We start from the raw sequence: 12,755 nt of genomic DNA, 5'->3' as shown, positions 1-12,755 counted from the left end.
TGATCCATCGAATGAACCAAACCGCCCACATATCTCTTCAAATACCAGCAATTTCAAACAACGTGAGGAACAAAAGAGACCAGATGCGCCCTAAATCATACGGCGCGCCCCGCCTCAAATACCTCTAATTTCTTCTCCAACCTCAGAACTAAGTCAGCCTCTCAGCGTCTCCCTAGCCCCTCTGGCGACCCGCGCTGCATCTCTGCGCCGCCGGTGAAGTGGGGTTTAGGTCTAACAAACAAAACACGCAACCCCCTTTTTGAATTTCATGTGAAGTTTTTCGAACAAACGTAATTACCTCAATAAAAACTACATTTTCGACCTTTGGGCCAAGTACAAACAACTGCTCAAACCGAAGTAAATGACCCGCTGTTCATGAAAAGTGCAGAATCTAAGCCAACACTAAGCTGAATAACGAGTAAATCAGAGTGAACCGCCCACCAATGCCCCATGCACGAGTCGAAATTAATCCGAATTTTTTCCAAATTAAGGGGAATCGCCACTCCAAAAATTTGTTTCACACCATAGCGCACAGAATCGCGTTAATTACATCGCTCGCGATTCTTAACAACTGCGGCGCGCTCTACATCAGCCCAACGGTTCCATTGAACGATCCGGATGTGCAGATCGTCGAAGTGACACAAGGCGTTGTAAAAATTGCGAACGGCTCTGCTTACTCACCGCGCGCTCTACCAAGGCCTAGGTCCGCAGATGTAACCGCAATAGATCTGCAGTCCGGCCAGCCAATGCTGCCACGCGTCGCCTCGCGACAACAAACCATCAGCGCTCCGCCGGTATTGAGGCTACCTCCGCAAACCAAAACAAAGCGGTACCAAATTGGAGTGGGTGATGTTGTCTCCCTCATAGGGCGGAGCAATCCCATTGCGATCTCGGGAGCTGAAGATCAGCGGCGATCAAACAGTTACACAGTCCAAGACAGCGGCGCCATCGCGCTTCCAGACGTTGGTTCGATCAAGGTAGCCGGCCTCACAATTGAGGATGCCCATTCAGCGGTATTCAAAAGAAGGGCCGCAAACCAAATCACGGATACCTTTGCTCTTGATATAAGTGAATTCAACTCACAACAGATTATCGTCGGTGGTGCGGTCAAAACCCACATCCGTATCCCCGTCACGTTTGCACCAAGCACATTAAGCGATGCGATAGCTGCGGCAGGCGGAATCGTAACCAAAGACGAGCGCTCCACTTCAATTAAGATATACAGATTGGGCGAGCTCTATCAGCTACCGTTTGCAGATTATTTACAGACGTCAGACTTGCAGCGCCTGCCCTTAATGTCTGGTGACGCCGTCTACGTACATGTTGGTTACGATTTAACTACTGCGCAGGCTTATTTTTCGGAACAGATTGCGCGAACCGAATTATCCATAGCCCTAAAAACCCAGCGGACCGAACAAATCGCAGCGCACCTAAGCGCGCTCGATCTACAACAACGCACTGAACAAGCTGCTATTCAGATGCGCGTCGCGACGGGTAGCTTGCAGCGTGACTACGTTTACTTGACTGGCGAAGCGAGTAAGCAAACGCGGTTCCCACTACCGTTTGAGCACCATGCAAGTCTTGCTGATGCCCTCTTTGACAGTGGCGGCATTCCGACGACCACGGCAAACATTAGCCAGGTCTACATCCTACGGAAACGCAGTTCCGGTCGCCCGATTGCAGCATACAGGTTTGATTTTTCGAATACTGCGAATTTGGTGCTTGCGACCGAATTTCAGTTACGCCCAAACGACGTTATCTTTGCGGCTGAACAACCGATTACAAAGTGGCATCGCGTTATCCAACAGATTACGCCCAGCTTAATTACCACCGGCGTCGGGGCCACAAACTAATTATGCCACGCTCGGCGCTCCAAAATGAAAAAGCCCCCGCACGGTTCCATGCGGGGACTTTTCTATTCTAAGTAAACACGTTGCTTACCAGTCCTCACGGACCACTACGCGTGTTTTGATCGGCAGCTTCATCGCTGCAAGGCGAAGTGCCTCACGCGCGATTGGCTCGGGTACGCCGTCGATTTCGAACATGATGCGGCCAGGTTTTACCTTAGCTGCCCAGAAATCCACGGAACCTTTACCTTTACCCATACGAACTTCGACAGGCTTAGAGGTAACAGGCAGATCCGGGAAAATCCGGATCCATACGCGACCCTGACGTTTCATCTGACGCGTCATCGCACGGCGAGCCGCTTCGATTTGACGTGCGGTGATACGCTCGGGTTGCAGTGCTTTCAGGCCGTATGTGCCAAAGTTAAGATCCGAACCGCCTTTGGCGTCGCCGCGGATCCGGCCTTTGTGCATTTTACGGAACTTAGTGCGTTTTGGTTGAAGCATCTTTCAATCTCCCCCTTAGCGACGACCGCCTGCACCGCGAGGTGCTGGGCCGTCTTGGAGTTCTTGTGCTTTACGGTCACGCGCAGCTGGATCATGTTCCATGATCTCGCCTTTGAAGATCCAGACTTTAACGCCAATGATCCCGTAGGCAGTCATGCCCTCTGCGTGTGCGTAATCGATGTCGGCGCGAAGTGTGTGCAGCGGCACACGACCTTCACGGTACCATTCAGTACGCGCAATCTCTGCGCCGCCCAAACGACCAGCAACGTTTACACGAATGCCCAAAGCGCCCATGCGCATTGCGTTCTGTACCGAGCGCTTCATCGCACGACGGAAAGAAACACGACGCTCAAGTTGCTGAGCAATGGATTCAGCAACGAGGGCTGCGTCCAACTCAGGCTTGCGAACTTCGACGACATTCAGGTGAAGCTCAGACGCAGTCATTGATGCCAACTTCTTACGAAGTGTTTCAATGTCAGCACCCTTTTTACCGATGATAACACCGGGGCGCGCTGTGTGGATCGTAACGCGGCACTTCTTGTGCGGCCGCTCGATGATCACGCGGCTTACGCCAGCTTGCTTGCACTCTTCTTTGATAAATGCGCGCAGTTTCAGATCCTCAAGCAGCAAGTCACCATAGTCTTTGGTGTCTGCATACCAGCGGCTGTCCCATGTGCGGTTTACCTGAAGGCGCATACCGATTGGATTGACTTTATTACCCATTACGATTGCTCCTCAACTTGACGAACCTTGATGGTCAGTTCCGAGAACGGCTTTACGATCTTACCGAACCGGCCACGTGCACGAGGACGACCGCGCTTGAGTGTCAGGTTCTTACCAACGTAAGCCTCTGCAACTACCAGCTCGTCAACATCGAGGTTGTGGTTGTTTTCCGCGTTCGCAATCGCAGACTGAAGGCATTTCTTCACGTCTTCAGCGATGCGGCGCTTTGAGAACGACAGGTCAGTCAACGCTTTGTCAACTTTCTTGCCGCGGATCATTGTCGCAACCAGGTTTAGTTTCTGCGGGCTTGTACGAAGCATGCGCAATTTCGCCATTGCTTCGTTTTCGGCCACGCGGCGGGGGTTTTTATCCTTGCCCATGACTTACTTCCGCTTCGCTTTTTTGTCAGCCGCGTGTCCGTAGTATGTACGGGTTGGTGAGAATTCACCAAACTTCTGGCCGATCATTTCTTCAGACACATTCACTGGAATGTGCTTTTTGCCGTTGTAGACGCCGAACGTGAGGCCAACAAACTGTGGAAGAATCGTAGAACGACGCGACCAGATTTTGATGACTTCATTGCGGCCGCTTTCACGGGATGCTTCTGCCTTTTTGAGGACATACGAGTCGACAAAAGGACCTTTCCAAACAGAGCGAGTCATAGATTAACGCCCTTTCTTCTTGGCGTGCCGCGAGCGGATGATCAGCTTGCTGGACGCTTTGTTCTTGTTCCGGGTGCGGGCACCTTTTGTGGGCTTACCCCATGGTGTCACTGGGTGACGACCACCAGAAGTCCGGCCTTCACCACCACCGTGAGGGTGGTCGACGGGGTTCATAACAACACCACGCACAGATGGGCGGATGCCCTTGTGACGGTTGCGGCCCGCTTTACCGAAGTTTTGGTTAGAGTTGTCTGGGTTAGACACAGCACCAACAGTCGCCATGCACTCCTGACGAACCAAACGAAGTTCACCAGAGCTGAGGCGGATTTGTGCGTAACCACCATCACGACCAACGAATTGAGCATACGTACCGGCAGCACGTGCGATTTGACCGCCCTTGCCTGGCTTCAGCTCGATGTTGTGGATGATTGTACCGATTGGCATACCAGAGAACGGCATTGCGTTGCCTGGCTTGATGTCTGCTTTAGCGGACGCGATGATTTTGTCACCGATGGCCAAACGCTGTGGTGCAAGTACATATGCTTGCTCGCCATCATCATATTTGATGAGTGCAATAAACGCTGTCCGGTTGGGGTCATATTCGATCCGCTCAACGGTGGCAGCGATGTCCAGCTTGTTACGTTTGAAATCAACGATACGGTAGAGGCGTTTTGCACCACCACCTTTACGACGCATTGTGATCCGTCCGGTATTGTTCCGGCCGCCGTTCTTCGTCAGACCCTCAACGAGTGCCTTGACTGGGCGTCCTTTCCAAAGCTCCGAACGGTCAATCAGAACCAACCCACGTTGGCCAGGCGTCGTCGGTTTGTACGACTTAAGTGCCATGCTTTCTGTCTTCCATTTGCTTTGCGGCTCATTCGGCTTTCGCCATCAGAACCGGAAGTTATAGGCCCCCGAAGGTGCCCGTAGAATGCGTTGCGCAGCAAGCTGCACAAAACAACAACAAAGCCCCAGACGAATCTGGGGCTGAGCCGATGGTGCTTACTAGGGGGCTGACCCATTCGGGTCAAGGGCCAAGCACATTTTACCTAAGTACAATAAGCAAGCCGCTACCCAGCCAGACCACAAAAGCTACTTCTTATCGCGCGCAGCTTTTTCTTCTTTGGTCAGCTTATTGTTCCACTGGTTGTTACTCAGACCCAATTCCGCGGGTGCTGGCTTCGTCTTGCCCTTGGTGACAGTGCCGCCCTTATTGAGAAATTCCTGAATAAGAGCATCATCAGTGGTTTGTTTGGGTACATGTTTCATGCCAGAAACACTGCCGCAAATCGATCAGCCCTACAAGCGTAGTAAACAAACAAAAAGCCCCGCTCGTCAAATGACGGCGGGGCTTTTCCAATTATACTGGTCTAATTACAGACCTGTGTTCACGTCGATCGTGTTGCCGTCTTCGAGCATAACATATGCCTTCTTGACGTCTTTACGTTTACCAAGCTGGCCGCGGAAACGCTTAGCCTTACCTTTGGTGATCGTTGTGTTAACCGCTTTAACCTTCACACCAAAGAGCGTCTCAACTGCTTCTTTGATCTGTGGTTTGTTTGCGTCGATCGCTACTTCGAAAACCACCGCGCCATTTTCAGACGCCATAGTTGCTTTCTCAGTGATGATCGGCTTGCGGATCACATCGTAGTGTTCAGCTTTCGCACTCATTTCAAACGAGCCTCCAGAGCTTCGACACCTGCTTTGGTGATCACAAGAGTGTCACGCTTGAGGATGTCATACACGTTTGCGCCCATTGTCGGCAGGATATCCAAACCTTCGATGTTGCGCGCGGCTTTCAAGAACCCTTCGTTCACAGAAGCACCGTCGATGACCAATGCACGCTTCCAACCGAGGTTTTTCACTTGCTTAGCCAACGCTGCAGTCTTGCCTTCTGCTTCCGCGTTCTCAATCACAACCAACTCACCCGCTGCTGCTTTTGCAGAAAGCGCGTGCTTCAGGCCAAGCTTGCGGAATTTCTTCGGCAGCTCGTGACCATGTGAACGTGGTGTTGGGCCTTTGTAGATACCACCCTTACGGAAGATCGGCGCGTTACGGTCACCGTGACGTGCGCCACCGGTGCCTTTTTGGCGATAGATCTTCTTTGTTGAGTAGCTGGTTTCAGACCGTGTCTTCACCTTATGAGTGCCGGCCTGCGCATTGTTACGCTGCCAACGAACCACACGGTGCAGAATGTCTGCGCGAGGCTCAAGTGCGAACAGCTCGTCTGAAAGCTCAACAGAGCCAGCAGTCTTGCCGTCAAGTTTGATCACATCAAGTTTCATTCTTCACCTCCAGTCGCAGGTGCTTCGGCCGGAGCTTCAGCTGTAGCTGCGTCGGATTTTAGGCCTGCTGGCATCGGTGCGTTGTCAGGAAATGGCTTCTTAACCGCATCCTTAACAGTCACCCAACCACCTTTGGAGCCAGGAACAGCGCCTTTAACCATGATCAAGCCACGGGCGGCGTCAGTTTTAACAACCTGCAGGTTTTGCGTAGTAACACGAGCAGCACCCATGTGACCGGCCATTTTCTTACCTTTGAAAACGCGGCCAGGATCCTGACATTGGCCTGTAGAGCCGTGTGAACGGTGTGAGATAGACACACCGTGTGTCGCGCGAAGACCGCCAAAGTTCCAGCGCTTCATCGCCCCTTGGAAACCTTTACCGATCGATGTGCCAGCAACATCAACGTACTGACCTTCGAGGTAGTGATCAGCAGAAATTTCTGCGCCCACTTCGATCAGCGCGTCAGCGTTAACGCGGAACTCAGCAACTTTACGCTTTGGCTCGACTTTTGCCGCAGCAAAGTGACCGCGCATCGCAGCAGATGTGCGCTTTGCTTTCGCAGAACCAGCACCAAGCTGAACAGCAGTATAGCCGTCTTTTTCTTCGGTACGCTGAGCAACAACCTGAAGGTTGTCTAGCTGAAGAACAGTAACCGGGATCTGCTTACCGTCTTCCATGAACAAACGGGTCATGCCCATTTTCTTTGCAATAACTCCGGAACGGATCATTGTTTCAAATCCTCCGATTAAGATTGCAGTTTGATCTCGACGTCCACACCAGCTGCCAGGTCGAGCTTCATAAGCGCGTCAACAGTTTGGGGAGTCGGATCAACGATATCCAGCAAACGCTTGTGCGTGCGGATTTCAAATTGGTCGCGAGACTTCTTATCTACGTGTGGGCCACGCAGAACAGTGAACTTCTCGATTTTGTTTGGAAGCGGAATGGGACCACGAACGTTGGCACCAGTACGCTTGGCTGTGTTGACGATTTCCTGTGTGCTGGCGTCCAGTACACGGTAGTCAAACGCTTTCAGCCGAATGCGAATATTTTGGCTTTGCATTTTCATTGCCTTTAATTGGCGTGAGGCGTTGAGAGGTGGATGGCTGGCTCGTCCAGTACCCACATCAAACCCGTAAGACGGGCCTAGAGGGCCCGCCTTAAATCTTGTCACGCAGTGACGCAAGCGTCATTGCGTATAAATCAATCAGCTTAGGCGATGATTTTTGCTACGACGCCTGCGCCTACTGTGCGGCCGCCTTCGCGGATCGCAAAGCGCAGACCGTCTTCCATCGCGATAGGCGCGATCAGCTCGACTTCGAACTTCAAGTTGTCGCCCGGCATAACCATCTCGGTACCCGCTGGAAGCTCAACTGTGCCTGTCACGTCAGTTGTACGGAAGTAGAACTGTGGACGGTAGTTCGCAAAGAATGGCGTGTGACGGCCACCTTCTTCTTTGGTCAGAATATAAGCTTCTGCCTCGAACTTTGTGTGAGGAGATACGGAACCTGGCTTACAAAGAACCTGGCCACGCTCAACACCTTCACGGTCAACGCCGCGAAGAAGCGCGCCGATGTTGTCGCCTGCTTCACCGCGATCAAGCAGCTTGCGGAACATTTCAACACCTGTGCAGGTTGTCTTCGTGGTATCACGGATACCAACGATCTCGATCTCTTCACCAACGTTGATAACGCCACGCTCAACACGACCGGTTACAACTGTACCACGGCCAGAGATTGAGAACACGTCTTCGATCGGCATCAGAAACGGCTGGTCAACAGCACGTGCCGGTGTCGGGATGTAGCTGTCAACAGCTTCCATCAGCTTGTCGATAGACTCTTTACCGATGTTGTCATCGCGGTCTTCCAGAGCGGCCAGAGCAGAACCGGCTACAACTGGGATGTCGTCGCCTGGGTACTCGTAAGATGACAGAAGCTCACGGATTTCCATTTCAACCAACTCGAGCAACTCTTCGTCGTCAACTTGGTCAACTTTGTTCATGTAAACAACCATGTAAGGGATACCAACCTGGCGACCCAACAGGATGTGCTCGCGTGTTTGTGGCATAGGACCATCAGCTGCGTTAACAACCAAGATCGCGCCGTCCATCTGAGCAGCACCAGTGATCATGTTTTTCACATAGTCAGCGTGGCCTGGGCAGTCCACGTGTGCGTAGTGACGTGTCTCTGTTTCATACTCAACGTGAGCAGTAGAAATCGTGATACCACGTGCTTTTTCTTCCGGCGCGCCGTCAATCTCGTCGTATGCTTTGAAGTCACCAAATTGCTTGGTGATCGCTGCAGTCAACGTCGTCTTACCGTGGTCAACGTGACCAATCGTGCCGATGTTTACGTGCGGTTTAGAGCGTTCAAACTTTTCCTTAGCCATGAGAGGCCTCCTTCATTTTCCAGTAGAACGGTGGCCCTCATGGGCCACCGTAAAAGGTGTCAGATCAAGCGTATTTAGCTTGGATTTCTTCAGAGATGTTGCTTGGTACAGCTTCATAGTGATCGAATTGCATCGAGAACTGCGCGCGGCCCGAAGACATAGAGCGCAATGTGTTGATGTAACCGAACATATTCGCAAGCGGCACCATTGCATCGATGGCAATCGCATTACCGCGAGTATCCTGACCCTGAACTTGACCGCGACGTGATGTCAGGTCGCCGATGATACCACCGGTGTATTCTTCAGGAGTGATAACTTCCACTTTCATGATTGGCTCGAGCAGTTTCGCGCCAGCCATTTTCATGCCTTCACGCATACACATACGCGCAGCGATCTCAAACGCGAGGACTGAGGAGTCAACGTCGTGGAATTTACCGTCGATCAAAGCAACTTTAAAGTCGATGACGGGGAAGCCAGCCAACGGGCCGCTGTCCATAACCGATTTAATGCCTTTTTCAACACCCGGGATGTATTCCTTTGGAACCGAACCACCAACGATGCGGCTCTCGAAGGAATAACCTTCGCCTGGCTCTGTCGGTGTAATGATGAGTTTAACCTCACCAAACTGACCTGAACCACCAGATTGCTTTTTGTGCGTATAAGAATGCTCAACTTCGCGGTCGATGGTCTCACGGTAGGCCACTTGTGGCGCACCAATGTTCGCTTCAACTTTGAACTCACGCTTCAGACGATCAACGAGAATGTCGAGGTGAAGCTCGCCCATACCCTTCATGATTGTCTGACCTGACTCGATGTCAGTCTCTACGCGGAAAGACGGATCTTCCGCTGCAAGACGTGCGAGGCCTGTCGACATTTTCTCTTGGTCGCCTTTCGTCTTAGGCTCAACCGCGATCTCGATAACTGGATCTGGGAATGTCATTGTTTCGAGGACAACAGCGTCGTTCTTGTCACAAAGTGTATCACCAGTTGTCGTGTTCTTCAGACCACCAAGCGCGATGATGTCACCAGCGAATGCTTCGGTGATTTCGTCACGATCGTTGGAGTGCATCATCATCATCCGGCCAACACGCTCGGTGTTACCTTTAGTTGAGTTCAGCATTGAGTCGCCCTTACCGAGCGTACCTGAGTAGATACGAACGAACGTCAGGGAGCCAACAAATGGGTCATTCATAATTTTGAACGCGAGGCCAGAGAAGGCCATGCTGTCATCGGCACGACGTGGGATGTTACGAACTTCTTCTTCGTCGCCTGGCTTAAAGCCCATGTAGTCGACAACGTCGAGTGGCGAAGGAAGATAGTCAACAACAGCATTCAACAGAGGCTGAACGCCTTTGTTTTTGAATGCAGAGCCGCCAAGAACAGGAACAAATGCCAAAGCCAACGTGCCTTTACGGATCAACGCGCGCAGTGTTGGAACGTCAGGCTCGTTGCCTTCCAGGTACTCCATCATCGCTTCGTCGTCCATTTCGACAGCAGCTTCGATCATTTTGCCGCGCCATTCGTCAGCCATGTCTTTCAGGCTGTCGCGAACTGGCACTTTGATCCAAGAGGCGCCAAGGTCTTCACCCTGCCACAACCACTCTTCCATGGTTACGAGATCAATCAAACCTTCCAGCTCAGTCTCGGCACCAATCGGGATACCAACTGGAACAGCGCGTGCACCAGTGCGGTCTTCAATCATGTTTACGCAGTTAAAAAAGTCCGCGCCGATTTTGTCCATTTTGTTAACAAAAACGATACGTGGAACTTTATAACGGTCAGCCTGACGCCAAACAGTTTCAGTCTGTGGCTCAACACCGGCGTTGGCGTCGAGAACACAAACAGCACCATCGAGAACCGCAAGCGAACGCTCAACTTCAATCGTGAAGTCAACGTGGCCTGGTGTGTCGATGATGTTCATACGGTGCTTAGGCGAGTCTGGTGTTGCACCGTCTTCGGTGCGCTCCCAAAATGTCGTAGTCGCGGCGGACGTGATGGTAATACCACGCTCTTGCTCCTGCTCCATCCAGTCCATCGTTGCTGCGCCGTCGTGGACTTCGCCGATGTTGTGGGACTTGCCTGTGTAGAAGAGAATACGCTCGGAGCAGGTGGTTTTACCTGCATCGATGTGCGCCATGATACCGAAGTTACGGTACAGCTCTAGGGGATATTCGCGTGCCATTGGAATGGGTCCTTGGACGAAAAGTGAAAATTACCAGCGGTAGTGCGAGAACGCTTTGTTGGCATCTGCCATCTTGTGCGTGTCTTCGCGCTTTTTAACAGCTGAGCCGCGTGACTGAACAGCGTCCAGAAGCTCACCAGCAAGGCGCTCTTCCATTGTGTTCTCGTTGCGCGAACGGGATGCGTTGATCAACCAACGGATGGCCAATGCTTCGCGACGCTCAGGGCGCACTTCAACCGGCACTTGGTATGTTGCACCACCAACACGACGTGAGCGAACCTCAACGGCGGGTTTGATGTTATCGAGTGCTTCGTGGAACACTTCAACGGGGGCGCGTTTGATCTTGCCTTCAACGCGGTCGAGTGCGTTGTAGACGATGCGCTCAGCGGTAGATTTCTTACCATCGAGCATCATGTTGTTCATGAATTTTGTCAGAACCTTATCGCCATATTTGGCGTCGGGCAGAACTTCGCGTTTAACAGCGGCGTGACGACGTGACATCTGCGGCTCTCCTTATTTAGGGCGCTTGGCGCCGTATTTCGAACGACGTTGTTTACGGTCTTTGACGCCTTGGGTATCCAGAACGCCGCGCAGGATGTGGTAACGCACACCGGGAAGGTCTTTTACACGACCGCCACGGATCAGAACCACAGAGTGCTCCTGAAGGTTGTGGCTCTCACCAGGAATGTAGGAAATAACCTCAAAACCGTTGGTCAAACGCACTTTAGCAACCTTACGCATCGCCGAGTTCGGCTTCTTAGGCGTGGTTGTGTAAACGCGTGTGCAAACGCCACGTTTTTGAGGGCATTGCTCCAAGTGCTGAGACTTGGAGTATTTACGTTTAGGCTGACGCGGTTTGCGGATCAGCTGTTGGATAGTCGGCATTGAGGACTTTCCCCTTTGTTGCAACTTCTTCGTTTTGGGGGCCTAGGTCCCCGTTTCATTCGTGTCGTGCAAGCGCGTCCGCAAACACAAAACCCCGCATCGGGTAACCCTACCTGGGATCCGAGCGGTGGATTTTCAGAGGATCGGAACAGCAGTAGTTCGGATCGTGACCACTAATTTCTTTGACAAAAGGGGCGTACCCCCTCTTGGGATGTGCGGGCTATACTGAGAGTCGCCTCCCCTGTCAACAGCACCTCATGAACGCATCAGATCAGCGATACGTGCTAAGCCGGAGAAACCCTCTCGCGCTCGGCGATCCGCCGCTCGCGGTAGAACGTAAATAGGCCCGATCCAGTAATGATGAGCGCGCCCAAAATGGTCAGAATACTCGGCCATTCACCGAAAAGGACAAAGCCCAGAACCAGCGCCCAAACCAAAGCCGTGTATCGGAACGGTGCCACAAACGAGATATCCCCAACCCGCATGACCATCACGCTAAATACATAGCCGCCGATGATGAACAGAGATGCACCCAACACCAACCAAATTGACCGCGATGTGAACGGCGCCCATTCGATTGTGGTACTAAACGCGGCGGCCCACAAAAACACGCCGATAGCTGACAACAGCGTCACCGCCATTGTGTGCGTGTCAGGCGACAGGCGTCGCGTTACCAGATCACGGACGGTAACGAAACCAACGGCAATCAGCGCGTAGATCGAGAATACGTTAAACCCGTCCGCACCGGGCCGCACGATAAGCAGCACACCGACGAACCCCACAACAATGGCAAACATGCGCCGCCAGCCCAGCATCTCGCCCAGAAAAAGTGCGCCTGCTAAGCTTACTGTGAGCGGAAGGGTTTGCAGAATGGCCGTCGCGTTGGCGAGCGGTAGATTGATCAAGGCCGTAAGAAAGAAATATGCGGCACCAATTTCGGCACCGACACGTGCTGCAACCAATGGCCAATCGCCTTTGGCGATCCCTTTCCGGAAAGCGCCCATCACAGCAGCCATGATCGCAATTAGGATGACAGTGACAAACCCGCGGACGGTCAGTGTCTGAAACAAAGGCCATTCCGTTGAGATCGCTTTCAAGCAAGCGTCATTTAGCGTGAATGCCGCCATAGAGCACATCATGAGCGCGGCACCGCGCGTGTTTTCTTGCAAAGTTGCCATGGCAAATCGAATACACGGCCCGCAAGAAAAGGGAAGCATTGTTGTTCAGCCCAAACGAAAAAGGCCCCCGCACTGCGGAGGCCTATCTCAACACTTAAGGACGG

Annotated in this window: 16 protein-coding genes; 1 reads left to right on the top strand and 15 read right to left on the bottom strand. The window is 52.4% G+C overall.

Annotation, left to right across the window (positions count from 1 at the left end; translation table 11 throughout):
• Window positions 1–443 precede the first annotated feature (443 nt).
• Window positions 444–1,853, top strand: coding sequence for a polysaccharide biosynthesis/export family protein (locus OLX08_RS09235; RefSeq protein ID WP_391481034.1), 1,410 nt, complete (start codon window positions 444–446; stop codon window positions 1,851–1,853).
• A gap of 84 nt (window positions 1,854–1,937) precedes the next feature.
• Here OLX08_RS09235 and rplP read toward each other — a convergent pair whose 3' ends face one another.
• The 15 genes from rplP to OLX08_RS09160 form a co-directional block, all read right to left on the bottom strand.
• Window positions 1,938–2,351 carry a 50S ribosomal protein L16 gene (gene rplP / locus OLX08_RS09230; protein ID WP_048599680.1) on the bottom strand — a complete coding sequence of 138 codons (414 nt, stop codon included), beginning with the start codon at window positions 2,349–2,351 and terminating at the stop codon, window positions 1,938–1,940.
• 15 nt (window positions 2,352–2,366) lie between these two features.
• On the bottom strand, window positions 2,367–3,074 hold the full coding sequence (rpsC, locus tag OLX08_RS09225; protein ID WP_341247541.1) for a 30S ribosomal protein S3: 708 nt from the start codon (window positions 3,072–3,074) through the stop codon (window positions 2,367–2,369).
• Window positions 3,074–3,454, bottom strand: coding sequence for a 50S ribosomal protein L22 (gene rplV / locus OLX08_RS09220; RefSeq protein ID WP_048599682.1), 381 nt, complete (start codon window positions 3,452–3,454; stop codon window positions 3,074–3,076). Before rplV ends, rpsC begins: the two co-directional genes overlap by 1 nt.
• Window positions 3,455–3,457: 3 nt before the next feature.
• Complete coding sequence (gene rpsS / locus OLX08_RS09215) at window positions 3,458–3,736, bottom strand: 30S ribosomal protein S19 (RefSeq protein ID WP_048599683.1); 279 nt, start codon at window positions 3,734–3,736, stop codon at window positions 3,458–3,460.
• A gap of 3 nt (window positions 3,737–3,739) precedes the next feature.
• A complete protein-coding gene (rplB, locus tag OLX08_RS09210) occupies window positions 3,740–4,582 on the bottom strand; it encodes a 50S ribosomal protein L2 (RefSeq protein ID WP_048599684.1) in 843 nt (280 codons plus the stop codon).
• Window positions 4,583–4,828: 246 nt separating this feature from the next.
• Window positions 4,829–5,005 carry a hypothetical protein gene (locus tag OLX08_RS09205; protein ID WP_048599685.1) on the bottom strand — a complete coding sequence of 59 codons (177 nt, stop codon included), beginning with the start codon at window positions 5,003–5,005 and terminating at the stop codon, window positions 4,829–4,831.
• A gap of 105 nt (window positions 5,006–5,110) precedes the next feature.
• Window positions 5,111–5,407 (bottom strand): 50S ribosomal protein L23, encoded by a 297-nt coding sequence (locus OLX08_RS09200; RefSeq protein ID WP_048599686.1) that lies wholly within the window; start codon window positions 5,405–5,407, stop codon window positions 5,111–5,113.
• A complete protein-coding gene (gene rplD, locus OLX08_RS09195; protein ID WP_048599687.1) occupies window positions 5,404–6,021 on the bottom strand; it encodes a 50S ribosomal protein L4 in 618 nt (205 codons plus the stop codon). The genes OLX08_RS09200 and rplD overlap by 4 nt, the downstream gene beginning before the upstream one ends.
• Window positions 6,018–6,749: a 50S ribosomal protein L3 gene (rplC, locus tag OLX08_RS09190; protein WP_391481030.1), complete on the bottom strand. Its 732-nt coding sequence runs from the start codon at window positions 6,747–6,749 to the stop codon at window positions 6,018–6,020. The genes rplD and rplC overlap by 4 nt, the downstream gene beginning before the upstream one ends.
• A gap of 17 nt (window positions 6,750–6,766) precedes the next feature.
• On the bottom strand, window positions 6,767–7,081 hold the full coding sequence (gene rpsJ, locus OLX08_RS09185) for a 30S ribosomal protein S10 (protein WP_008756422.1): 315 nt from the start codon (window positions 7,079–7,081) through the stop codon (window positions 6,767–6,769).
• Between the two features lie 149 nt (window positions 7,082–7,230).
• Window positions 7,231–8,406 (bottom strand): elongation factor Tu, encoded by a 1,176-nt coding sequence (tuf, locus tag OLX08_RS09180; protein ID WP_048600220.1) that lies wholly within the window; start codon window positions 8,404–8,406, stop codon window positions 7,231–7,233.
• 64 nt (window positions 8,407–8,470) lie between these two features.
• A complete protein-coding gene (gene fusA, locus OLX08_RS09175; protein WP_391481028.1) occupies window positions 8,471–10,588 on the bottom strand; it encodes an elongation factor G in 2,118 nt (705 codons plus the stop codon).
• A 30-nt stretch (window positions 10,589–10,618) separates the two neighbouring features.
• A complete protein-coding gene (rpsG, locus tag OLX08_RS09170; RefSeq protein ID WP_048599882.1) occupies window positions 10,619–11,089 on the bottom strand; it encodes a 30S ribosomal protein S7 in 471 nt (156 codons plus the stop codon).
• 12 nt (window positions 11,090–11,101) lie between these two features.
• Entirely contained in the window at window positions 11,102–11,473 is a 372-nt protein-coding gene (gene rpsL / locus OLX08_RS09165; protein WP_048599881.1) for a 30S ribosomal protein S12, read from the bottom strand.
• 284 nt (window positions 11,474–11,757) lie between these two features.
• Window positions 11,758–12,651, bottom strand: coding sequence for a DMT family transporter (locus OLX08_RS09160; RefSeq protein WP_391481027.1), 894 nt, complete (start codon window positions 12,649–12,651; stop codon window positions 11,758–11,760).
• Between the last annotated feature and the right edge of the window lie 104 nt (window positions 12,652–12,755).

The organism is Nereida ignava, assembly GCF_047114695.1.
Classification (GTDB): domain Bacteria; phylum Pseudomonadota; class Alphaproteobacteria; order Rhodobacterales; family Rhodobacteraceae; genus Nereida; species Nereida ignava.
Note: the sequence above shows the minus strand (reverse complement) of the source record. Positions and strands in the feature narration are given on the sequence as shown.